19 protein-coding genes are annotated in these 23,398 nt (G+C 70.7%); 16 read left to right on the top strand and 3 right to left on the bottom strand.

What is annotated here, in order from left to right; genetic code table 11:
• Nucleotides 1–4 precede the first annotated feature (4 nt).
• Complete coding sequence (locus JEQ17_RS17520; RefSeq protein WP_200396119.1) at nucleotides 5–1,306, bottom strand: amino acid deaminase; 1,302 nt, start codon at nucleotides 1,304–1,306, stop codon at nucleotides 5–7.
• A 136-nt stretch (nucleotides 1,307–1,442) separates the two neighbouring features.
• Here JEQ17_RS17520 and JEQ17_RS17515 point away from each other — a divergent pair, with 136 nt between their 5' ends.
• The 5 genes from JEQ17_RS17515 to JEQ17_RS17495 all read left to right on the top strand — a co-directional run bounded on the left by JEQ17_RS17515 (nucleotide 1,443) and on the right by JEQ17_RS17495 (nucleotide 6,440).
• Nucleotides 1,443–2,747, top strand: a complete 1,305-nt coding sequence (locus JEQ17_RS17515) for a sugar kinase (RefSeq protein WP_267924785.1) — start codon at nucleotides 1,443–1,445, stop codon at nucleotides 2,745–2,747.
• On the top strand, nucleotides 2,744–3,508 hold the full coding sequence (locus tag JEQ17_RS17510) for an IclR family transcriptional regulator (RefSeq protein WP_200396118.1): 765 nt from the start codon (nucleotides 2,744–2,746) through the stop codon (nucleotides 3,506–3,508). The genes JEQ17_RS17515 and JEQ17_RS17510 overlap by 4 nt, the downstream gene beginning before the upstream one ends.
• Nucleotides 3,505–3,918, top strand: a complete 414-nt coding sequence (locus JEQ17_RS17505) for a RidA family protein (RefSeq protein WP_200396117.1) — start codon at nucleotides 3,505–3,507, stop codon at nucleotides 3,916–3,918. The genes JEQ17_RS17510 and JEQ17_RS17505 overlap by 4 nt, the downstream gene beginning before the upstream one ends.
• Before the next feature lie 193 nt (nucleotides 3,919–4,111).
• Entirely contained in the window at nucleotides 4,112–5,704 is a 1,593-nt protein-coding gene (locus JEQ17_RS17500; RefSeq protein ID WP_200401541.1) for a GntP family permease, read from the top strand.
• 58 nt (nucleotides 5,705–5,762) lie between these two features.
• Nucleotides 5,763–6,440: a hypothetical protein gene (locus JEQ17_RS17495; RefSeq protein ID WP_200396116.1), complete on the top strand. Its 678-nt coding sequence runs from the start codon at nucleotides 5,763–5,765 to the stop codon at nucleotides 6,438–6,440.
• 84 nt (nucleotides 6,441–6,524) lie between these two features.
• On the opposite strand, the gene JEQ17_RS17490 is transcribed toward JEQ17_RS17495, so the two are convergent.
• Complete coding sequence (locus JEQ17_RS17490; RefSeq protein WP_200396115.1) at nucleotides 6,525–7,901, bottom strand: M14 family metallopeptidase; 1,377 nt, start codon at nucleotides 7,899–7,901, stop codon at nucleotides 6,525–6,527.
• Nucleotides 7,902–8,400: 499 nt separating this feature from the next.
• Here JEQ17_RS17490 and JEQ17_RS17485 point away from each other — a divergent pair, with 499 nt between their 5' ends.
• From JEQ17_RS17485 to JEQ17_RS17470, 4 genes are all read left to right on the top strand, one after another.
• Nucleotides 8,401–10,809 carry an ATP-binding protein gene (locus tag JEQ17_RS17485; RefSeq protein WP_200396114.1) on the top strand — a complete coding sequence of 803 codons (2,409 nt, stop codon included), beginning with the start codon at nucleotides 8,401–8,403 and terminating at the stop codon, nucleotides 10,807–10,809.
• A gap of 84 nt (nucleotides 10,810–10,893) precedes the next feature.
• A complete protein-coding gene (locus tag JEQ17_RS17480; protein ID WP_234048237.1) occupies nucleotides 10,894–11,853 on the top strand; it encodes an MEDS domain-containing protein in 960 nt (319 codons plus the stop codon).
• 169 nt (nucleotides 11,854–12,022) lie between these two features.
• The gene (locus JEQ17_RS17475) at nucleotides 12,023–12,496 is read left to right on the top strand and encodes an ATP-binding protein (protein WP_234048236.1); all 474 of its coding nucleotides are present in this window, start codon (nucleotides 12,023–12,025) and stop codon (nucleotides 12,494–12,496) included.
• A gap of 190 nt (nucleotides 12,497–12,686) precedes the next feature.
• Nucleotides 12,687–14,084, top strand: a complete 1,398-nt coding sequence (locus tag JEQ17_RS17470; protein WP_200396113.1) for an Nramp family divalent metal transporter — start codon at nucleotides 12,687–12,689, stop codon at nucleotides 14,082–14,084.
• A gap of 65 nt (nucleotides 14,085–14,149) precedes the next feature.
• Here the strand turns inward: JEQ17_RS17470 and JEQ17_RS17465 are convergent, their stop codons facing one another.
• Nucleotides 14,150–15,838 carry a chitinase gene (locus tag JEQ17_RS17465; protein ID WP_200396112.1) on the bottom strand — a complete coding sequence of 563 codons (1,689 nt, stop codon included), beginning with the start codon at nucleotides 15,836–15,838 and terminating at the stop codon, nucleotides 14,150–14,152.
• 377 nt (nucleotides 15,839–16,215) lie between these two features.
• On the opposite strand from JEQ17_RS17465, the gene JEQ17_RS17460 reads away from it, so the two are divergent.
• The 7 genes from JEQ17_RS17460 to JEQ17_RS17430 all read left to right on the top strand — a co-directional run bounded on the left by JEQ17_RS17460 (nucleotide 16,216) and on the right by JEQ17_RS17430 (nucleotide 23,397).
• Nucleotides 16,216–17,091, top strand: coding sequence for a hypothetical protein (locus tag JEQ17_RS17460; RefSeq protein WP_234048235.1), 876 nt, complete (start codon nucleotides 16,216–16,218; stop codon nucleotides 17,089–17,091).
• Nucleotides 17,092–17,246: 155 nt separating this feature from the next.
• Nucleotides 17,247–17,960, top strand: a complete 714-nt coding sequence (gene cpaB / locus JEQ17_RS17455; RefSeq protein ID WP_200396111.1) for a Flp pilus assembly protein CpaB — start codon at nucleotides 17,247–17,249, stop codon at nucleotides 17,958–17,960.
• 143 nt (nucleotides 17,961–18,103) lie between these two features.
• A complete protein-coding gene (locus JEQ17_RS17450; protein ID WP_200396110.1) occupies nucleotides 18,104–19,720 on the top strand; it encodes an AAA family ATPase in 1,617 nt (538 codons plus the stop codon).
• Nucleotides 19,720–20,097 carry a TadE/TadG family type IV pilus assembly protein gene (locus tag JEQ17_RS17445; protein WP_234048234.1) on the top strand — a complete coding sequence of 126 codons (378 nt, stop codon included), beginning with the start codon at nucleotides 19,720–19,722 and terminating at the stop codon, nucleotides 20,095–20,097. The genes JEQ17_RS17450 and JEQ17_RS17445 overlap by 1 nt, the downstream gene beginning before the upstream one ends.
• Nucleotides 20,098–20,143: 46 nt before the next feature.
• On the top strand, nucleotides 20,144–21,484 hold the full coding sequence (locus JEQ17_RS17440) for a CpaF family protein (RefSeq protein WP_200396109.1): 1,341 nt from the start codon (nucleotides 20,144–20,146) through the stop codon (nucleotides 21,482–21,484).
• 67 nt (nucleotides 21,485–21,551) lie between these two features.
• Complete coding sequence (locus JEQ17_RS17435) at nucleotides 21,552–22,493, top strand: type II secretion system F family protein (RefSeq protein WP_200396108.1); 942 nt, start codon at nucleotides 21,552–21,554, stop codon at nucleotides 22,491–22,493.
• A gap of 13 nt (nucleotides 22,494–22,506) precedes the next feature.
• On the top strand, nucleotides 22,507–23,397 hold the full coding sequence (locus JEQ17_RS17430; protein ID WP_200396107.1) for a DUF5936 domain-containing protein: 891 nt from the start codon (nucleotides 22,507–22,509) through the stop codon (nucleotides 23,395–23,397).
• Nucleotide 23,398 lies beyond the last annotated feature (1 nt).

Below are 23,398 nucleotides of genomic sequence, written 5' to 3'. Positions count from 1 at the left end.
GCTCCTAGAAGTAGGTGCGGATGTAGTCGACGACCGTGCCGTCCTGCTCCACCACGGGAATCAGCTCCCACTTGTCGAAGGAGGTGCAGGGATGCGAGAGCCCCATACCCACCCAGTCACCGACCTGGAGCTCGACTCCCTCGGCAGTACGAATCCAGGCGTGCTGATCGGACAGCCCCGTGACAGCGATACCGTCCGCCGACCGCTCACCCGCACCCGCATCGGCACCCGAGCGCACGACCTGCACCTCGGGCAGATCAAGGTCGTACGCGGCATCCCGCTTGCCGGCGTTGACGAAGGCCTGCTCGGCCGAGGGACGGGAGACGACCTGGGCCCAGAGCCGGAACGCGGGCTGGAGGGCACCCTCCTCGGGAACCCGGTTGAACGGGGTGATCTTCCGATAGTGCCCGTCGTCGTGTGAGACATAGGCGCCGGACCGCAGCAACTTCAATACGGGCACCGACAGTTCGGGGATCCCGGCGAAAACATCGGCCACGGCATCGAACCAGGCGCTGCCGCCCGCACTCACCACGACCTGATCCAGCCCCTCGAAGCGACCGTCCTTGTCGAAGTCGACGGCGAGCGAGACAAGCCGCCGAAGCCAGCCACGCACCCGCTCCGAATCGGCGTCCGGCACCTCTCCCTCGTACCCCGCGACACCCACGAGCCGCAGGGTGTCCACTCCACCGACGGCATCGGCGACGGCGGAGCACTCTTCCTCGGTCCGCACACCGGTCCGGGCACCCTCACCGGCAGCCAGCTCGACGACGACGTCCACGGGCCGAACGGCACCCCGCAGCGCGGAGTCCATCAACTCCACCCCACGCACGGAGTCGACGTAACAGACGAAACGGAACTCGGGATCGGCGGCGAGCTGCGCCGAAACCCACTTCAGAGCAGCGGCATCCACCACTTCATTCGCGAGAAAGACCCGCTGGACCCCGAACGCCCGCGCAACCCGCACCTGATGAGGCACGGCCAGCGTGATCCCCCAGGCCCCATGCTCGATCTGCCGCTGGAAAAGCTGGGGAGCCATGGAGGTCTTGCCGTGCGGGGCGAAGGCGAGCCCGTGCCGGACCGAGTACGTCTCCATGAGCCGCAGATTGTGATCGAGCCGCTCGGCGGACAGGGCGAGCACCGGAGTGGTGAAGCCACCACTGAACAGATTGCGGCGCTGGGCGGCCAGCTCACCGACGGTCAGCCCGTCGGCATCGGGCGGGAGCCCCTTGAAGCGGTGGTCGACACGCTCGTCCGCGAGCGAGGCAAGACGCTCCGCACCGGTGCCGGAGACGGAATCGGCGGCCATGAAGCCTCCCAAATATTCGCCGTTGCACTCCTTGCAACAGTCATTGCGTATCGCGCTTACTGCTGTCTAACATCTCGGCCAACGCCGGGTCAACGAAGCCGCAGAGACCCGCAGAGGCCAAGGAGCCCAAGCCATCGTGACCCCCACCGGACCCGCCCCCACGGTCGCCGCGCACCCCGCGCCCGCCGTGGACGTCGTCACCCTCGGCGAGTCCATGGTCACGTTCCTCCCCTCCCGCCCGGGCCGCCTCGCCGACGTGCCGTCCTTCGACCGGGCGATCGGGGGCGCGGAGTCCAACGTGGCCTGCGTCCTGGCCGCCGCCGGCCACACCGCGAAGTGGGTCAGCAGGGTCGGCGCCGACGGCTTCGGCGACCACCTGACCGAGGCGATCGGCGCGTACGGCGTCGACACCTCCGCCGTGCAACGCGACCCCACCCGCCCCACAGGCATCTACTTCCGCACGGCGAGCGACCGCTCCACCGACGCCCACGAGGTGGCGTACTACCGCACGGGCTCCGCGGCCTCGGCCATGTCCAGGTCCACCCTCGACATGGCGGCCGTCCACTCGGGCCGGATCCTCCACCTCTCCGGCATCACAGCGGCGCTCTCCCCCGACTGCCGCTCCCTCCTGACCGCCCTCACGGCACCCGCCCCCACCCGCCCCCTGATCTCCTTCGACGTCAACTACCGCGCAGGCCTCTGGCCGACCCCCTCCGAGGCAGGAGCCACCCTCCTCACCCTCGCCCGCGGCGCCGACCTCGTCTTCGTGGGCGAGGACGAGGCAGAAGCGGCCTGGGGCATCACCGGCGGCCCCACGGCGATCCGCGCCGCGCTCCCCGAGCCCCGCGTACTGGTGGTCAAGAACGGCAGCCAAGGCGCCACGGCCTTCGAGGCGGCGTCTCCCACGCACCCGCACCCGCGTACGGACGCGAGGGGGCGTGTCGGGGGGTGTCCGCCCGCAGCGGATGGCGTGTCGACCGGTAGCCCTTCCAAGGCAACCGATTCCACGCCAGACCGAGGACGGACACCCCCCGGCGCGCACCCGCCGCCCACCCCACGCGAGGGCGACCCCACGACGGCGCGGTACTCGCCCACCCCACGCGAGGGCGACCGAACCACGGCGAGCCACCCGACCGACACCATCACGTTCGTCCCCGCCCTCCACGTGGACGTAGTGGCCCCCGTGGGCGCGGGCGACGCCTTCGCAGCCGGCTTCCTGTCGGCGACCCTCCGCGGACTCCCGCCACGAACCCGCCTCCGCCACGGCCACCTCATGGCCGCCGCCGCGCTCACCGATCCCGGAGACCTCGGCGCACCCCCCTCCCGCGACCACGCCGACCGCCTCGCCGCCCTGGACGACGACGCGTGGGGGACACTTCGACTCGGCCCCGGCTGGACGCACACCGCAGACCGGGCCCAGGAGGAGGTACCCACCCCATGAGCCAGACCGTCGACAGAGCGCTGTCCATCCTGCCGCTCCTAGCCGAGGGCCCCGCGGACCTGGGCCAGGTCGCCGACCGCCTGGGCGTCCACAAGTCCACCGCCCTGCGCCTCCTGCGCACGCTCCACGAACACGGCCTCGTCTACCGCCAGTCCGACCAGCGCTACCGCCTCGGCGCCCGCCTCTTCGCCCTGGCCCAGGAGGCCGTCGAGAACCTCGACGTCCGGGAGATCGCCCACCCCCACCTCGTACGCCTCAACGAGCAGTGCGGCCACACCGTCCACCTCGCCGTGCACGAGGAGGGCGAGGTCCTCTACATCGACAAGGTGGAGAGCCGCTACCCGGTCCGGATGTACTCCCGTATCGGCAAACCGGTCGCCATCACGGTCGCCGCGGTCGCGAAACTGCTCCTCGCCGACCTCCCGGAAACCGAGCGCCACACCCTGGCGGACAAGCTCGACTACCCGATGTACACCTCCCGCTCGACCCCCAACGCCCCGGCGTTCCTGAGGGAGTTGGAGAAGGTACGGGACCAGGGCTGGGCCACGGACCTCGGCGGCCACGAGGAGTCCATCAACTGCGTGGCCGCCCCCATCCGCGGCACCGACGGCCGAGTCGTCGCCGCCATGTCCGTCTCCGCCCCGAACGTCGTCGTCACCGCCGACGAACTCCTCACACTGCTCCCACTGGTGCGCCGTACCGCGGCGGCCATCAGCGGCGAGTACTCAGGCAAGACCCCGACGAAGGAAACCAGCTCATGACCGACAAGATCGCCCTCACCCCCAAGACCCACACCACCCCGCCGGCCAAGTTCTCGCACGGCGTCAGGAAGGGGAACATCCTCCAGGTCGCGGGCCAGGTCGGCTTCCTGCCCGCCGTGGAGGGCCAGCCGCCGACGCCGGCCGGCCCGACGCTGCGCGAGCAGACGCTCCAGACCCTCGCCAACGTCAAGGCCATCCTCGAAGAGGGCGGCTCCTCCTGGGACGACGCGATGATGATCCGCGTCTACCTCACGGACGTGGACCACTTCGCGGAGATGAACGCGATCTACAACGCGTACTTCGAGGAGCAGGGCCTGACAGCACCCCCCGCGGCCCGCACGACGGTGTACGTGGGCCTCCCGGCGGGCCTGCTGATCGAAATCGACACGCTCGCGGTACTGAACGACTGAGCCTCACCCTCGCGCCCCTTCAGGGGCGCGGGGAACGGCGCGCCCAGCCCCAAACAACCGGCGCCCGGCCATCAGCACCACCCCCCACAAAACCGGCACCCAAACCCCCACACCCCCAAACCCCCGCACGCCGAACAGCGATCCCCCCTGCCCAAAAACACCATGCCCTTAAGCAGAGGACCTCCCCATGTCATTGCTCCTCGCAGCCACCCCCACCCCAGAAGCGCCACCCCACACAGGCGGCCTGCTCCTCCTCATGGACGGCACCGCGGGCCTCCTCACGGTCGCGGCCCTCGGCATAGTCCTGCTCCTGGTCCTGATCATCAAAGTCAGACTGCAGCCCTTCGTCGCACTGCTCGCGGTGTCCATAGCCGTCGGCCTCTCGGCCGGCCTCTCCGTCACCGAACTCTTCGGCACGGTCCAGCGGTCGGCCTCCGTCTCGATGATCGAGTCGGGCATGGGCGGCATCCTCGGCCACGTCGCGATCATCATCGGCCTGGGCACGATGCTCGGCGCGATCCTGGAGGTGTCCGGCGGAGCCGAGGCGCTCTCGGCCCGCCTGCTCAACCTGTTCGGCGAGAAGCGCGCCCCGCTGGCCATGGGCCTGACCGGCCTCATCTTCGGCATCCCGGTCTTCTTCGACGTGGGCATCTTCGTCCTCGCACCGATCGTGTACGCGGCCGCCAAGCGCTCCGGCAAGTCGATCCTGCTCTACTGCATGCCGCTCCTCGCGGGCCTGTCGATGACCCACGCGTTCCTGCCGCCGCACCCCGGCCCGGTCGCCGCCGCCGGTCTGTTCAAGGTGGACCTGGGCTGGGTCATCCTGATGGGCGTGGTCGTCGGCATCCCGGCCGTGCTCGCCGCGTGGGCGTACGCCGCCTGGATCGGCAAGCGCATCTTCGTCCCCGTACCGCAGGACATGGTCGAGGCCGCGGACGAGGCGAAGGCGGCGGTGGCCGCGGAGCGCGCGGCGCGCCGCGCGGCGGTCGGCGGAGCCACGGACGGCGCAGACACAACCACGATCAAGACCACAGGCACGGCCAAGAGCACAGGCACAGGCTCCGGTTCGGTAGCCGTCGCCATCGGCGAAGACCCGGCCGGGGACCCCGCCGAGCAACCGCCCTCCCTCTCCACGGTCTTCCTCATCATCGGTACGCCACTGCTGCTGATCCTCGCCGCGACGTTCTCCTCCATCGCGTTGGACCCGTCGACGTTCCGCTCGGTCATCGAGTTCTTCGGGCACCCCTTCGTCGCGCTGACGATCGCGCTGCTCATGGCGTACTACCTGCTGGGCATCCGGCGCGGCTGGTCCCGCAAGTCGCTGGAGACGGTGTCGACGGCGTCCCTGAAGCCGGTCGGCAACATCCTGCTGGTGGTCGGCGCGGGCGGCGTCTTCGGCGCCGTACTGAAGGGCTCGGGGATCGCGGACGCGCTGGCCGACACGTTCAACGACGTGGGCCTGCCCATCATCGTGCTGGCCTGGCTGATCTCCGTCGTGCTGCGGGTCGCCCAGGGTTCGGCGACGGTCGCCATCGTCACCACGGCCGGCATCGTCGTCCCGCTCGTCGAGGGACAGGACCTCTCCCAGGCCCATCTGGCGCTGATCATCATGGCGATCTCGGCCGGTTCGATCTTCGCCTCGCACGTCAACGACGGAGGCTTCTGGATCGTCGCCAAGTACTTCGGCATCTCCGAACGCGACACCCTCAAGTCCTGGACGGTCCTGGAAACGGTGCTGTCGGTGGCGGGCTTCGCGATGGCGGCGCTGCTGAGCGTCTTCATATAGCGGGACGAAGCGGAGCCCGGCTGTTCCTGGCACAGGATCGTCGACCATACTGCCCGCTGTGGAGCAGCGCATAGGACCCAACATCCAGCCCCTGCAAGGCGCCGCGGTCGACCCGGCGTTCGTGCCCGGCATCACGGGCCCGCGCCCCGCCGAGCCGAAGGACGCCGAGTCGACGGAGGCCGCGGAGGCGGCTTCGCCTGCCGACGAGGCCGTCTCGGAGGAGACGGCCTCGAAGGAGGAGACGGCCTCCAAGAAGCGGACGCCTGCCAAGCAGACGGACCTCAAGAAGGAAGCCGCAGAGGAGGAACCCTCCGACGAAGAGCTCTCCGGCGACGAGCCCTCCGGCGAGGGACCTTCCGGCGATGAGCCGGAGGAACCGAAGGAGCCCGAGGAGCCGGAGGAGGCTCCCGAGGGAGGCCCCGTCTTCGAGGCCTCCGACCGCCGCGCGAAGATCGTCGCCGACCACAGTGGCGTACGGCTGAGCCTGGACGACCAGGAGGCCGAGTTCCGCTGGGAGGAGATCGGCGCGGTCGAGACCGAGTCACCGCGATTCGGGAAGCGGTTCACCATCACGGTGCACACCCCCGACCGCCGCTGGTACCCGATCGAGATCGAGGCGACGGCCAGGTCCCGCTTCAAGGAGTGGGAGACCCAGCTGGACGAGGTCCTGGACACGTACTTCGAGGACGCCGAAGAGGCGGCCGAAGAGGAAGAGGTCGAGGAGAGCGCCCCGTAAGGGGCGCGGGGAACTGCGCGACAAGCCACAACGGCCCCGCAGTTCCCCACGCACCTCAAGCCTCAGACCTCAAACCGCGCCGGCTCAACTGCAGTACTGCGCTTCCTTCCCGATGGACCGGTACATGCAGTCGGAGTTCTCCAACAGCTGCAGCACGGCGTCGCGGTTCCGCGCGGTCTCCCGCTCGATCACCTCGTCGGGCGGGTAGAAACCGCCCCCGCCGCTGGACCCCGGATACATCTCGAACGTGTAGGCGAAGATCTTCTGACTGCCCCACAGGTAGTCGTCGATCGACCCGTCGGTGATGTAGAGGTCGCTGGCCTGCTCGGGCGTGTAGCCGTTGCTGGCGGCCATCTTCTGACCGACCGCGGCGAACGCGTTGCGGTCGTCGACCGTCATCCCGGTCGTGGTGTCCGCGGTGGTGTAGCCGAAGGGCCACAGCACCAGCTCGCTGTACGTGTGGAAGTCCACGCCCGTCCTGATCTGCTGCTTGCCGCCCACGACCCGGCTGCGTACGAAGTCGGCGACGACCTTGACCTCGGGCGCGGACTCGGGCGCCGTACCCCGGTAGGTCTCGGAGGACGTCGAGCCCGAGGAGCCGCCGCAGCAGCCCCAGCGGTAGTTCCAGTTGCGGTTCATGTCGGTGCCGACGTACGAACTGCCCGTGTTGGGCTGGCGGTTCTTGCGCCACGAGCGGTAGGCGCCGGACGCGATGTCGTACTCGCCGCCGTCCGGGTTGAGGTCCGGGACGATCCAGATCTCGCGGTTGTTCACCATGTTCGTGACGCGGGAGTCGGAGCCGTACCCGGCGCCCAGCTCACGCAGCAGATAGAGCGCCATCTCCACGGTGAGGTGCTCGCGCGCGTGCTGGTGGTGGGTGAACAGGACCTCGGGCTCGGACTCGTCGGTCGCGACGTTGTCGCTGATCTTGATGGCGACGATGTCCCGGCCCTGGTACGACTTCCCGATCACGCGCTTGCTCATGATGCTCGGGTAGGCGGCCAGGCGCTGGTTGATCTCCGTGTTCATCTCGGCGTAGTTGTGATACCGCGAGTCGGCGGAGGGGAAGTCGAGGATGCCCACGTCGGCGGCGCTCGACCGGTCGGGGGCCGAGCCGAGGGGCGTGACCTCGTAGCCGAGCTGCTTCAGCTTCTTCGCCTGGGCCGCGCGTCCCGAGACGACGACGGTCTCCTCGTCGGCCTCGTCGATCGAGACACCTGTCCGGGCGATCGCCGTACGGGTGGCCGAGGTGCTGCCGTGGACATGGATCTCGTACTGACGGATCTCGTCCGTGTCGGAGGCGGGAGCCGCCCCGGAGGCGCCGGTCGCGCTGGTCGTGGCGGCGATGGGAGCCGCGAGAGCCAGGGCGAGCAGCGTGGCGAGCGCGGCGGTGCGCCGGCCGCGTCTGCCGGGTGAGGGGGGTGCGGCGGGCGTTCCGCCGCCTTTGATGCGAAGTCGCATTGATTCTCCTAGATTCTCCAGAAATTCCGGGATCACCGGAAGTGTGGGGAGTGGAGCGGGGGGTGGATCGGTGCGACGTGCCGGGGCTGTCCGCCGAATGCGCCGACAGGACCCCGTGTGCGGGTGTGGCGCTCATCGTGGGGCTATGGCATGTCCGGGTCAAGACCAGAAGGAAACCGGCCACCGCAAACCGGCCGCGCCCCTTCAGGGGCGCGGGGAACTGCGCGACCAGCCCCCACCGGTCCGCAGGCATCGGACGGCCTGCCCGCGGAGCGCCAGGCGCACGCGGGGCGGCACAGGGCGCACGCGCCGGGCGCAATGCATATATGCGGCCCGGCAGTGTACGCGCCCACACCCCACACGTCGCGGACCCACCCAAAGTGCACCCACGGGTGTGACGCGCGCGTGCGAAGCCGAGGCGCAGCCGGAAAGCTGGGGACCGGCACAGGAGGAGCCACCCACTCCGGCTCCCGTCTCACACCCAGAGGACTGGCTGATCATGGGCGGATCAGCGCCGCGAAGGGTTCATCAGCCACCGGTCGAGACGACCAGCTTCGTCGACCGGCGGGACGAACTGGCCGAGGGGCGGCGACTGTTGGCCACCGCGCGACTGGTCACGCTGACCGGACCCGGCGGCGTCGGCAAGACGCGGCTGGCCGGGCGGATCGCCGCCCGGGTCGAGCGGGCGTTCCCGGACGGCGTGCGCTTCGCACACCTCGCCGGCCTGCACGACCCGGAGCTCGTCCCGCTGGCCGCGGCCGACGCGCTCGGCCTGCACGACCACTCCGAACAGCCGCCCCTGGGCGCACTGGTCGAGCAGCTGCGGGACCGTCGGCTGCTCCTGGTCCTCGACAACTGCGAGCATCTGCTGTCCGCCTGCGCGGAGTTGGCGGCCGCGCTGCTGCACGGCACGACCGGCGTCCGGGTCCTCGCGACGAGCCGCCACCGCATGGCCCTCACGGAGGAACACCTCCTGGACGTACGGCCCCTGCAGGTGCCCGACCCGGACTCGGATCTCTCGGCCGCCGCGACCTACCCGGCCCTGGCGCTCTTCGCCGACCGGGCCGCGGCCGTCGTCCCCGGTTTCGAACTCACCCCCGACAACCGGGCCGCCGTGGCCCGCCTCTGCCGCCGCCTCGACGGCCTGCCCCTCGCCATCGAGCTCGCGGCCGTCCGTATGCGCGTACTCGGCGTCGACCAGCTCGTCGCCCGGCTCGACGACCGCTACCGCCTCCTCACCACCGGCAGCCCGGCCGTCCTGCCCCGCCACCAGACACTGCGCGCGGCGGTCGACTGGAGCCACGAACTCTGCACGGAGGCCGAGCAGTTGGTGTGGGCGCGGGCCTCGGTCTTCGCGGGGAGCTTCGACCTGGAGGCGGCGGAGGCGGTGTGCGCGGACGCGGACACGGGCCCGGATCCGGACGGGCGCGCGGACGAACGCCACCACAAGGCCGAGGGCGTACACCCCCAGGACGTCCTGGAAGCCGTGGCCGGACTCGTCGACAAGTCCGTGCTGTGCAGGGAAGGCGGCCCCGGCACGGCCAGGTACCGCCTGCTCGACACGCTGCGGCACTACGGGCTCGACAAGCTGCGGCAGCGGCCCGGGGAGGAGTCGGCCGCCCGGCGCCGGCAGCGGGACTGGGCCCAGGAGGTGGCCGCGGAGTGCGAGCGGAGGTGGTTCGGGCCGGGGCAGCGGGAGATCGTGGCCCGGCTGCGGGCCGACCAGGACAACCTGCGGGCCGCCCTGGAGTTCAGCCTCACCGTGCCGGGCGAGGCCCGCGCCGGACTCGGGCTCGCCGGGACCCTCTGGTTCTACTGGCACGCCTGCGGAGCGCCCCGCGAGGGCCGGTACTGGCTGGACCGCGCGCTCGACGCGCACCCCGAGCCCACCCGCGAGCGTGCCAGGGCGCTCTGGGTCGCGGGTCTGCTCGCCGGCTGCCCCGAGGACCTCACCAGGGGCCGCCACCGCGCCGAGGACGCCCGCGCGCTCGCCCGCCGCCTGGGTGATCCGGCCGAGGTGGCGCACGCCGAGTACCTGCTCGGTCTGATGGCCCTGTTCGGCGACGACCTCCCCGCCGCCCTGGCGCACTACGAGGCTGCCGTCGCCCGCAACCCCGTCGACGGCCAGCTCCCCAGCCTCGCCGTCCTCGACCAGGTCGAACTCGCCGCCAGCCTCGCCTTCCTGGGCCACACCGACCGGGCCGTCCAGGTCTGCGAGGACGCCCACCGCCTCTGTGAGGAGCACGGCGAGGAATGGGTCCGCTCGTACGTCCTGCGCGTCCTCGCCCTCGCGTACGCGGAACGCAAGGAGTGGGACCGCGCGGAGCCCCATGCCCGTGACGCGCTGCGCCGCAAGCTCGCCGTGCACGACGTCATCGGCATCGGTCTCACCCTCGACCTGCTGGTGGTCATCACCGCGGCCCGCGGCGCCCATGAACGCGCCGCCGTCCTGCTCGGCGGCGCCGACCGCGTCTGGGCCGGCATCGACGGCAACCGCTTCGGCTCCACGACGTACAACTCCGCGCGCAGGGAGAGCGAGACGCGGGTGCGGGCGGCCGTCGGAGCGGGGGTCTTCGACCGGGCGTACCGGCGCGGCGGCGGGCTCGGGCTCACCGCGATCGTCTCGTACGCCCTCCAGGAAACCGGGAGACCGGTCGTCCCCGGCCCCCGCCGGGCCGACGGGAACCCTCCCCCGGACTCCGGCCGCGGGGACCCCCGTCTCGCCTCGCTCACCCGGCGCGAGAGAGAGGTCGCCGAGCTCGTCGCCGACGGGCTCGCCAACCAGCAGATCGCCGACCGCCTGGTGATCGCCCGCCGCACCGCGGAAGGCCATGTGGAACGCATCCTCGGCAAGCTCGGCTTCAGCAACCGCAGCCAGATCGCGGCCTGGGTCTCGGCACGCCGCTGAACCCCGGTCCCGGGAACCAGCCGGCTCGCCCACAACCCGTTGGCCCGCCCACAACCAGGTGGATACGACAGAAGGGAAACCCTCGTGACCGCCGAATCGGCCCAGCCGTCCCGACCGGCTCAATCAGCCCCGTCCCAAGGGGCGTTCGACCACCGCATGGCGGTCTTCGGCTCCGACGACGGGTTCGTCGCGGCCGCGCTCCCCTTCCTCGCGGAAGGGCTCGCCGCACCGGACGAACCGCCGCCGGTGGCCATCGCCGACCCGGGCAGACTCGCCCTCCTGCGGGACGCGCTGGGCACGGACGCCAAGGGCGTCGGCTTCGTGCCCCACACCGAGTGGTACACGGGCTCGGCGGCCAACGCCGTCGCGCAGAGCGCCGGTTACCTCGCCGCGAACGCGGGCCCCGGCGGCCGTATCCATCTCCTCATGGAGCCGCACTGGGCCGGCCGCGCCGGGCGTTCGGCGCGCGAGACCACCGAGTGGATCCGCTACGAGTCGCTCGCCAACCTCCTCTTCGCGCCGTTCGCGACGACCGCCCTGTGCGCGTACGACACCCGCACCGCGGGCCCCGCCATCGTCGACGCCGCCCGCCGCGCGCACCCCGACACCCCGGTGTACGAGCAACCGGCCCGCCTGGTCCACGAGTTGGACTCGGTCGCCCTGCCCCCGCCGCCACCGGACGCCGAGCGCCTCACCGCACCGGACCGCGAGACCCTCCGCGAGCGGGCCCGGGCGCGCGGACTCGCCCCCGCGGACGCCGACCTGTTCGCGACGGCGGTCACCGAGGCGGCCGGCCCGTACACCCCCTCGATCCCCGCACCCTCCCTCCCCGAGGTCCTGCTGTGGGGCGAGGCGCCCGCCTGCGTCTGCGAGCTGCGCGTCCCCGAGCGGATCACCGACCCGCTCGCCGGCTTCGTCCCGCCGCCCGCCGAAGGTCCGGCACCGGGCCAGGGCCTGTGGTTCACCCGCCAGGTCTGCGCGTACGTGGACCTCCGGGACGCGGAGTCCGGCGACGGCTCGCTGATCCGTGTCCAGTACGCGTAGGCGGACACCCGGCACCCGGCGCCGCACGGTCCCGTACGCGCCCTCGTACGCTGCCCCGTACGGCGAAGGCACTCGCACGACCCGTAACCGGTGCGAACGCACGTTTTCAGGTAGGTATTCAGGTAGTCCTCCCCGTGTCCACGAGCCGCGGGGAGCCGAAGCTTTGGACATGCTGGAACTCTCCGGAGGACATCTTCCGGATCCCGACGCCGCGTACGGCTGGTACCCCCAACCACCCTTGGGAGCAGGCCACTCGAGCGTCGTGTACGACCCCCGTCCCGTCGCGGCGGCCGAGGCCCGCGCGGAGGTCAGGCGGCAGCTGGAGGGCTGGGGGCTCGCGGAACAGAGCGACACGGCGGAGCTGCTCGTCAGCGAACTCGTCACCAACGCCCTCATACACGCGGCGAGTCGCCTCCGCCTCACCCTCTCGGCCGCGCACGGAGTCCTGCGCTGCGAGGTCTCCGAGGCGGGCCGCCGCCCTCCGGAGGTGTCCCGAGCGGGCACCGCGGTGGGCGGCTGCGGGATGTTCCTGGTGGATGCGCTCGCGTGGCGCTGGGGCTGCCACCAGGACGGGCCGGGCCGGACCCTCTGGTTCGAACTCGGCACGTGCGGGTCCGACGGCTGTGGTCGGCGACAGCTGTAGTGCCCCGCGAGTTCCGGACGAACCGTTGTCAACCTCCGGAACCACAGCCCGGGCCCCGGTGGCGCGCCCAGCCGCCGGGGCCCGCCGGACGTCTTCTCCCCGATGCGCGCACTCCTCACCTGTGCACATCGGGTGGTGATCGCCGCACGCCCTCTTGTGCCCCCGTTCTCTTTACGCTTTCTTGATCCGCATGGCTGACACCTCTGGGAACGCGGACACCACTGGAAGCACGGCCACGGGAGAGACGGGGAAGGCCCTCTCCGTTCCCCGCAAGTCCAGTTGGAAATACATCGGCCCCGGCATCGTGGTGGCCGCGACGGGCGTCGGCGCCGGCGACCTCGTCGCCACGCTCATCGCGGGCTCGAACTTCGGCTACACGCTCCTGTGGGCCGCCGTCATCGGCTGTCTCGTCAAGATCTCGCTGGCCGAGGCGGCGGGCCGCTGGCATCTGTCCACCGGCCGCACGCTCTTCGACGGCTGGGCCAGCCTGGGCCGTTGGACGTCGTGGTTCTTCGTCGTGTACGTCGTCATCTGGGGCTTCGTCTACGGAGCCGCGGCCATGTCCTCCTCGGGCCTGCCACTGCAGGCGCTCTTCCCGGACGTCATGGACCTGGAGTGGTGGGCCGTCCTGACCGGTCTGGTCGGCCTGGCCTTCGTCTGGTTCAACAAGTACGCGGTCTTCGAGAAGGTCATGACCGTCCTGGTCGGCGTGATGTTCGTCGTCACGGTCTACCTGGCGATCCGCGTCACCCCGAACCTCGGCGACGCCTTCGCGGGCCTGCTCCCGGTCCTCCCCGACGAGAAGGACTCGATCCTCAACACGCTCGGCCTGATCGGCGGTGTGGGCGGCACCATCACGCTCGCCGCGTACGGCTACTGGGTCAACGCGAAGGGCTGGACGAACACCGGCTGGATGAAGGTGATGCGCCTGGACAACCGCGTCGCGTACATCACCACCGGCATCTTCGTCATCTCGATGCTCTTCGTCGGCGCGGAACTCCTGCACTCCTCCAACGTGGCCATCGCGAGCGGCGACAAGGGCCTGATCCAGCTCGGCGACATCCTGGAGGACGAGTACGGCACGGCGACCGCCAAGTTCTTCCTCATCGGCTTCTTCGCCACGTCCTTCACGTCCCTGATCGGCGTCTGGCACGGCGTGAGCCTGATGTTCGCGGACTTCGTGGAGCGCTACCGCAAGGACCGGGCCGGCCGAGCGACCGGCGAAGGGAAGACCCCGGCGGGGAAGGCGACGTCCGGGGAGGGGACGACGTCCGGCGAGGAGGTGGCCTCCGGCGCCCGCGAGCGCTCCTGGCCCTTCCGCGCCTACCTCCTGTGGCTGACCTTCCCGCCCATCGTCCTGCTCTTCCAGGGCGAGCCCTTCCGCCTGATCATCCTGTACGGAGTCCTGGGCGCGGCCTTCCTCCCCTTCCTCGCCCTCACCCTGGTCTGGCTCCTCAACTCCTCCCGCACGCCCGCGGAATGGCGCAACGGCATGCTGAGCAACTCCATGCTGACGATCGCGGGCCTGATCTTCGTCGTCCTGTGCGTGAAGCAGATCTGGGACCAGCCCTGGTCGGAGTTCTTCTGATCCGAGGATCCGACCAGGGCCGGCCCGCCGCCCGGGCTGTGGAAGCCCGGGCGGCGGCCGCCGGGCTACGGCAGTCCGTGCACGTGCGGTCCCACGGCGTTCGACCACGCGTTGCCGGCCGTGGCGTCCCAGTTCGTCGACCAGGTCATCGCGCCGCGCAGGTCCGGGTAGGTCCTGGACGGTTTGAAGGAGCCGCAGTTGGTGCCCTTGGCGAGGCAGTCCAGGGCGTTGTTCACGATGCTCGGGGAGACGTAGCCGCTGCCCGCGCCCCTCGTCGAGGCCGGCAGGCCGAGGCCCACCTGGGACGGGGCGAGGCCGCCCTCCAGCTGGATGCAGGCGAGGGCGGTGAGGAAGTCCACCGAGCCCTGCGAGTACACCTTGCCGTCGCAGCCGAGCATCGAACCGCTGTTGTAGTACTGCATGTTGACGACCGTGAGGATGTCCTTGATGTTCAGGGCCGTCTGGAAGTAGGAGTTCGACGTCGACTGCATGTCGATCGTCTGCGGGGCCATCGTGATGATCAGCGAGGAGCCCGCCTTCGAGGACAGGGACCGCAGCGCCTGCGTCATGTACGTGGCGTTGAGACCGTTCTCCAGGTCGATGTCGACGCCGTCGAAGCCGTACGTCTGCATCAGTGAGTACACGGAGTTGGCGAAGTTCGTCGCCGAGGCGGAGTCGTTCACCGAGACCGTGCCGCGCTCGCCGCCGATCGAGATGATCACCTTCTTGCCCGCGGCCTGCTTGGCCCGGACGTCCGCCTTGAACTGGTCGACGGTGTAGCCGCCGAGCCCTGCCGAGTCGAGGTTGAAGGTCACGGCGCCCGGTGTCGTCGTGGCGTCGGCGAAGGACACCGCGATGATGTCGTACTGGGACTGGACGTCGGAGATCTTCTGGACGGCCGCGCCGTTGTTGAAGTTCTGCCAGTAGCCCGTCACCGCGTGCTTGGGCAGGCCGGTCCCGCCGCCCGAGTTCGCCTTGGTCGTCCCGGTGACCGCCGTCGACTTCACCGACTCACCGGCCGCGTTCGTCGCGGTGACCTGGAAGGAGTACGAGGTGGAGGCGGCGAGTCCGGTGACCGTCGCCGAGGTGCCGGTCACCGCGAGGACCTTCGTACCGGCGCGGTAGACGTTGTAGCCGGTCGCGCCCGACACCGTGTTCCAGGCCAGGGAGACGGAGGAGGAGGTCGTGGACGCCACGTTCAGACCGGCCGGTGTCGAGGGGACGACCGGATCGGGGTCGCCGCCCCCGCCCCCGTCGGGCCCGAACACGGAGACGTCGTCGGCGAAGTAGGCCGCCTGTCCGTACCAGCCGTGCGTGTAGACGGTCACGGAGGTCGTGGACGAGCCCGTCGTGAAGGACGTCGTCAGCTGCTTCCAGGAGGAGGAGTCCGGGGTCCAGGTCGACACGTCCGTCGTACCCGTGCCGCTCGCCCCGAGGTAGGCGTACCCGCCCTGCACCCACGCGCTCAGCGTGTAGGTCGAGTTGGGCCGCACCGCCACGGTCTGGCTGCACCTGGCGTTGTCCTGCCCGGCGGGCGTGGCCTTGAGGGCGGACGCGCCGCCGTGCACGGGGGAGGAGACGGTGGCGCCGCTGCCCGCCGAGCAGGTCCAGCTGGAGAGCCCCGACTCGTAGCCGGCGTTCTTGGTGTTGTTGACGTCGGCGGCCGAGGCCTGGCCGGCTCCGGCAAGGGAGAGGACGGACGCGGCGAGTGCGGTGGCGAGGGCTGCCGCCCAGGTCCGTCTGCGTCTGGGCATGCCTGGTACGCGGTCCACTGGGGCCTCCGGTGGGGGAGTGGGAGTCAAAAGTGGGGGACGACTACGGTGGCCACCGCTGGAGGTCCAAGGTGGTCCAGACCAATCGGGTTGTCAAGACCTCTGACGGAGGTCAACGCCCTTGCCGTACCGTCGAGTTGAGGCATATGCGCCTCACTCTGTGTGGATCACCTACGCACCTTGTGTGAGGTGATCTCGCGGATCCGGTGTTGAGCGGCGCATGCCGTGGATAAGGTGCAGTTGCGGAAGGGCGCACAGTGACAGATTCGCGTTCTTCCGTGAAGGTTCGATGGCGAAATCAGGGGCGATCTGAGGCGGTGGTTGACCACCCCGCCGCAGTGAACGGGGTGGTGTGCAGCGTGCCGACCGCGATAGCCGTCACCAGTTCCGACCTGGTGCTCCCACCGCACGACCGGCAGACCCCGCCCGCCGCCGTCCAGCCCCTCGAAAGCCTCGAAAGCTCCCTCACGGGGATGCACGCGCTCATCGAGCAGCACGGGTATGTGATCGCGCTGTACCCGGCCTCCACACCCGGTGACATCACCCGGCGCCTGCACGCCGTGCGCTCCGTCCTGGAGAGCGACCGCATCGCGCTGCTCGCCCTGGACCTGCCGCCGCTCGGACTCGCCCTGCTCGCCCAGCAGTTGCGCCAGCTCTCCGTCTGCGACTTCAGCCCCGGCGTGCTCGCCTCCTCCGCGCGGCTGCTCGCCCACTACATCTACGCGGGCGCCCTGCTCGGCTCGGTCGCCAAGCTGGACCGCATCCCCGTGTCCCTGAAGTCGCACGCCAAGTCATGGGTGCCGGGCGCCCAGTTCGCCGTACTGGCCAATCCGCGGCCGCAACTGGTCCGCGTCGGCCAGGAGGAGCTCACCGGGCCCGAGTTCGGGACACGGATGCTCGTCGCGGCCGGACAGCTGCCCGCCGAGTGGCTCACCGGGACCCTCGCGCCCGCCTGGCGCGTCCAGGGCGTCACGACCGTACCGCTGCCCGCCGAGTCCGGGCGCTGGTGGGGCACGGGCAAGGTCGCCGAGTTCGCCGCCGGGCTCTACGACGTCTCCGTGCTCTACCAACTCGTCTCGTCCGTGCGGCGCGAGGAGTGTCACTGGTGCGGTCTTGAACTCATCGGCGACCGCTGCGGATTCTGTGCGGCACCTTTGCCACCGCCCCAGGAGCTTCCGAGGGCCACGGTGCGGGCAGCTTCTTCGGTACGTGCCCTGCCCCGAGGGACTTCGTAAACCACGTAAGTCATGTACGTACACCTGAATAACGGTGCACAACAGGCACGTAGAACGAGATACGAGGCACGCAGCACCAGGCACGCAGAACGAAACAGCCAGGCACAACCGCTCGACCCCGCTGTCCCCGCCCCCCGATCGAGGTTGTCCGCGTCATGAATTCACGCCAGCGCCGCGGCGTCATCCTGCTGGTCCTCTCGGCCCTGTGCGCCCTGGGCGCCTTCGCCGGAGTGCTCTCGGTGATCCGCGACGTGAACTCGAAGGTCGGTCCCGAGGTCGCGGCGTACCGCCTGAAGGACGACGTCGCGCCCTACCGGGAGCTGTCGTCCGACCAGTTCGAGAAGGTCTCGATGCCCGAGCGGTGGCTGTCGTCCACCGCCGTCACCGACCTCGCCCAGATCCGCGGCAAGATCGCGGTCACCCGGCTGGAGAAGGGCTCGCTGCTCCAGAGGGACATGATCGTGGACCGGCCCGAACTGGAGGCCGGCCAGCAGGAGATCGCGATCATGATCGACGCGGCGACCGGTGTGGCGGGCAAGATCAACCCGGGCTCCCGGGTCAACATCTACGCCACGTTCAAGGACGAGACCGACAACGGCAAGGACCAGTCGAAGGTCATCGTCGAGAACGCCCGCGTCATCGACGTCGGCAAGCTGACCGCCCTCGACCCGGGCCAGTCCAGCAACGACCGCCGCCGCACCGCGAACGAGGCCGTCCCGATCACCTTCGCCCTCGACACCGCCGACGCCCAGCGCGTGGCGTACGCCGAGTCGTTCGCGGAACACGTCCGCCTGGCGCTGGTCGCGGGCGGCACCGATGCCACCGTCGCCCCCGGCGACCGCACGTACACCCTCGACGAGGACAAGTAGGAGGCCGTGATGCGCTCAGCCCCCACGTGGCCAGGCCGAGGGACGGACCGGCCGGAGCGAGAGCCGGGCAGGCCGGGCGGTCCGGGCCGGGAGCCCGGCAGGCCGCGCCGAGAGCCCGCCGGGCCAGGCCGGGGGACCGGCCGATGACCATCCGCATCCTCCCCGCCGTCGGCGACATCGACTCGGCCCGCGCGCTCACCACGCTGCTGAGCCAGCTCGCCGACACCGAACCCGCGCCGCCCGTCGCGGACACCACGGCCCTGCTGGACACCCTGGCCCGGCTCGCCGCGGAGTCGCTGGACGAGCTGCCCGAGGTCGTCCTCGTCCACGAGCGGATCGGCCCGGTCCCGGCGCTCGACGTCATCCGCGACCTGGTGATGAGCTTCCCGGCCGTCGGCGTCGTCCTCATCACCGCCGACACCAGCACCAACGTGCTCACCGCAGCCATGGACTCCGGCGCCCGCGGCATCATCGGCCTGCCCCTCGGCTACGACGCCCTCGCCGAACGCGTCCACGCGGCCGCCGCCTGGTCCATGGGCATGCGGCGCCATCTCGGCAGCGGCACACCAGAGTTGTACGCGGGACCTGGCGGCCGGGTCGTCACCGTCACCGGGGCGAAGGGCGGCGTCGGCGCCACCGTCGCCGCGGTCCAGCTCGCCCTGGCCGCCCAGGCGTCGGGCCGCTCGGTCGCCCTGCTCGACCTCGACCTCCAGTCGGGGGACGTGGCCTCGTACCTGGACGTGCAGTTCCGCCGCTCCATCGCCGACCTCGCCGGGATCAGCGACATCAACCCGCGCGTGCTCCAGGACGCCGTCTACACCCACGACACCGGACTCGGCCTCCTCCTCGCCCCCGCCGAGGGCGAACGCGGCGAGGAGATCACCGACCGCGTGGCCCGCCAGGTCCTCGCCGCCCTGCGCTCCCGCTACGAGGTCGTGGTCGTCGACTGCGGCGCCCAGCTGAACGCCGCGAACGCGGCGGCCGTCGAACTGGCCGACCAGGCCCTGCTGTTGGTCACCCCCGACGTGGTCGCCGTCCGCGCCGCCAAACGCATGGTCCGCATGTGGGACCGCCTCCAGATCCGCAAGGCCGAGGAGACGCTGACGGTCGTCAACCGCTTCTCGCGCGGTACGGAGATACAGCCCTCCCTCGTCGAACGCGTCACCGGCACGAAGGTCGCCCGTTCCACGGTGCCCGCCGCCTTCAAGGAGCTCCAGTCGGTGGTCGACGCCGGCCGCATGCAGGACCTGGACGCCCGCTCCACGGTCAAACAGGCGCTGTGGGCCCTGGCGGGCGAGCTGGATCTGGTGGTCCAGCAGGAGGGCGGTGGCGGCGGCCGGCGTCGTAAGGCGTCCTCGGACCGTGGGGCCCTGGCCCTGCGCCGCAAGGGCGGCGACCGAGGAGCGGTCACCCTCGAATTCGCCGGGATGTTCCCCATCCTGCTGGTCGTGATGACGATCCTGTGGCAGTGCGTGCTGTACGGCTACACGTACTCCCTCGCGGGGAACGCGGCGGACGAGGCGGCCAGGGCCGCGACGGCGGCGTACGCCGTCGAGGGTGACTACCAGGGTGCCTGTGCTGCCGCCGGCGGCGAGAACCTGCCGGGTGCCTGGGGCGACGCTGGGATCGACTGCAACCCCGCCGGGCCGGTCATGAAAGCCACGGTCACCGCTCAAGTACCCCTGTTCTTCCCGGGCTTCGACGTGAACTGGCAGGTCCAGGGCGAGGCGGGCGCGGCCTTGGAAGGGGCGGACGACTGATGAGCGTGCTCCGGAAGATGAAGATATGGACGAGGGTCCGGGACGACGACCGGGGCGTATCCATGCTGGAGTTCGCCGGGTTCCTCCCCATCCTCCTCCTCGTCGGCATGGCGGCCATCCAGCTCGGCCTCATCGGCTACGGCATCAACCAGGCCGGTACGGGCGCGCGAGCCGCGGCGCGGGCGGCCTCGCAGGGCGAGGACGGAGCGGCCGCGGGCCAGGCCGCGGTGAGCGGATGGTTCGACAACCTGACGGTGTCGCCGGTCGAGGGCCCCGACCTCACCACCGCGACGGTCACCCTCAACGTCCCCGCCGTCATCCCCCTCCTGCCCGCCGTGACCGTGCAACGCGACGCCACCATGCCCACCGACGACTGACCGACCGAGACACCGAGAGACCGAGAGACCGAGAGGAGGCGACCCCATGAGCCTGCGAGCCCGTATCGCCGCCCCCGAAGAGGGCGGATCAGGCCGCGAGGACGGCCACCTCGTCGCCGTCTACCGTGCCAAGCTGCTCGAAGAGATCGACCTCGCCGAGATGTCGAGCCTCGCGGCGGCCGAGCGGCGGATGCGGCTGGAGCGCGTGCTCGGGCACATCATCAGCCGCGAGGGCCCGGTCCTGTCGTCCGCCGAGCGCTCCCAGCTGATCAGAAGGGTCGTCGACGAGGCACTGGGCCTCGGCGTCCTCGAACCGCTCCTCGCCGACGCGTCGATCACCGAGATCATGGTCAACGGACCGGACTCGATCTTCGTGGAGCGGGCGGGCCGCGTGGAGCAGCTCCCGATCCGGTTCGCCTCGAACGAACAGCTGATGCAGACCATCGAGCGCATAGTCTCCACGGTCAACCGCCGCGTGGACGAGTCGAATCCGATGGTCGACGCCCGCCTCCCCACCGGAGAGCGCGTCAACGTCATCATCCCGCCGCTCGCCCTCACCGGCCCGACCCTCACGATCCGCCGCTTCCCCCGCGCGTACACCCTCCCGGAGCTGATCGGCCTCGGTTCGCTCGACGAGCAGATGCTGATGCTGCTCGCCGCGTTCGTCCGCGCCCGCTTCAACGTCATCGTCAGCGGCGGTACGGGCTCCGGCAAGACCACGCTCCTCAACGCGCTCTCCGGCCTCGTCCCGTCCCACGAGCGCATCATCACCATCGAGGACTCCGCCGAACTGCAGCTCCAGCAGGAGCATGTGATCCGCCTCGAATCCCGCCCCCCGAACGTGGAGGGCAAGGGCCAGATCACCATCCGCGACCTGGTCCGCAACTCGCTGCGTATGCGCCCCGACCGCATCATCGTCGGTGAGGTCCGCGGCGGCGAGACCCTCGACATGCTCCAGGCCATGTCGACGGGCCACGACGGCTCCCTCGCGACCGTCCACTCGAACTCCGCCGAGGACGCCCTGATGAGGCTCCAGACCCTCGGCTCGATGTCCGAGGTCCAGATCCCCTTCGAGGCGCTCAAGGACCAGATCAACTCCGCGGTCGACGTCATCGTCCAGCTCACCCGCCACGCCGACGGCTCCCGAAAGGTCACCGAGATCGCCCTGCTGGTCTCGCACGGCCGCGAACAGTTCCGTGTCGTCCCGGTCACCCGCTTCGTGCCCCGCCCGACGGGCCCCGACCGCGTCGTCCACGGCCACTTCGAACACCTCCCGCTGCCCCGCGCGGTCGCCGAGAAGCTGTACGTCGCCAACGAGCCCCTGCCGCCAGCCTTCGGCGTCGCGGACGCCTTCGACGTCCTCAACACGAGGCAGGCGATCGGATGACCGCCCGGACGCCCCGCCCGACGCCCTCCACCACCGAGACCGACAAGACCGATGAGAGGAGCGAGCCGTGAACAACCAGGCCCTGCTCGCCCTCGGCGGCACCGTCCTGTGCGGCACGTTCGCCGTCGCGGGCGTGCACACGTACGCGTCGGGACGCGCCCAGCGCCAGGCCCTCGTCGACCGCCTCTCCGGCGGCGGCCCCCTGCGCACCGCGGCCGGCCGCGCCCGCCGCTTCGCCGCCGTCGACCGCCGGCTGCGCCGCACGCGCCTCGGCCGCACGATCCAGCTGCGCCTCTCGGCGACGGGACTCGACCTGACCGCGGGCGAGTTCTTCACGTACGTCGCCGCCGTGGTCGTCGGCCTCTGGCTGATCGCGGCCGCCGCCCTGGCCCCGTTCTTCGGCCCCATCGCGGGCCTGGCGGGCATCTGGAGCGCGGCGATCTTCCTCAACTGGCAGCGTCAGAAGCGCATCGAGGCCTTCATCAACCAACTCCCCGACGTGGCACGCCTGCTGGCCAACGCGGCGGCGGCCGGCCTCGCCCTGCGTACGGCCCTGGCGATGGCCGCGGAGGAGCTGGAGGCCCCGGCGGGTGAAGAACTGGCCCGGGTGGCCGACCAGTTGACCCTGGGCCGCTCGGTCGACGACGCCCTCGGTGAACTGGCCGAACGCCTCCCGTCCCGCGAACTGGTCGTCCTCGTCACCACCCTCGTCCTGTCCAACAAGGCGGGCGGCTCCGTCGTCAACTCCCTGCGGAACCTCACCCAGACCCTGGAGGACCGCAAGGAGACCCGCCGCGAGGTCCGCACCATGCTCTCCGAGGTCAACGCGACCGCCTTCACGGTCCCCCTCCTCGGTGTCGGCTCCCTGCTCCTCATCAACTCCTCGAACGAGGGGGCCCTGGCCAAGGTGACCGGCTCCCCGCTCGGCCAGACCCTGGTGCTCATCGCCATGGGCCTTTACACCATCGGCTTCTTCGTCATCCGCCGCCTCGGCAAGATCGAAGTATGAGGAGGGGATCACGTTGCTGGCGTTGCTCCTTGCCGCACTGACCGGCCTCGCCGTCGGGGGCATGCTCCTGGGCATCCGTATGTACCGCGCGGAGGCCAAGCTCCCCGGCGACATGGCGCTCGCCCTTGAGGTCGGCGCCACCCGCGTCTCGAAGTCCGACTCGGCCGTCGACCGCCTCGGTATGCGGTTCGCCCCGCTCGTCCTGCGTCTGATGGGCCCCCGCCGCGTCGACGCCAAACGCCGCCGCATCGACATGGCGGGCAACCCCGGCGGCCTGACCCTGAACCGCTACGCGGCCCGCCGGGCGGTCTACGGGGTCTTCGGCGTCCTGCTCTTCCTGATCTTCCTCACCAACGGTCAGCCGCTCTTCTCGCTGATGGCCCTCGCCTTCGGCCTGCTCGCCGCCGACGCCCTCATCTGGCAAGCCGTCCGCGAACGCAAGGAGGTCATCGACCGCACCCTCCCGGACTTCCTGGACGTGCTCGCGGTCGTGGTCTCCGCGGGCCTCGGCTTCCGCCAGGCCCTGGACCGCGTCGCCGACCACTACGAGGGCCCATGGGCGGACGAACTGCGCATCACACTGCGCCAGATGGACATGGGCGTCAGCCGCCGCCAGGCCTTCGACGAACTGCGCAAGCGCAACTCCTCCGAACAGGTCGCCCAGTTCGTCTCGGCGCTCCAGCAGGGCGAGGAGCTGGGCTCCCCGATCGCGGACACCCTCATCCAGCTCGCCACGGACATGCGCCGCACCGACGCCCAGAACTCCCGCCGCCGGGCCGCCAAGACGATCCCCAAGGCCACCATGGTCACCCTGGTCTTCATGCTCCCCGCCACGATGATCCTCATCGCCACAGGCATGTTCCTGGGCTCCGGCTCGAACTTCGGCTCGATCCTGGGACGCTGAG

The sequence above is a fragment of the Streptomyces liliifuscus genome (assembly GCF_016598615.1).
GTDB lineage: Bacteria > Actinomycetota > Actinomycetes > Streptomycetales > Streptomycetaceae > Streptomyces > Streptomyces liliifuscus.
This window is presented reverse-complemented; position numbering and strand designations above follow the sequence as displayed.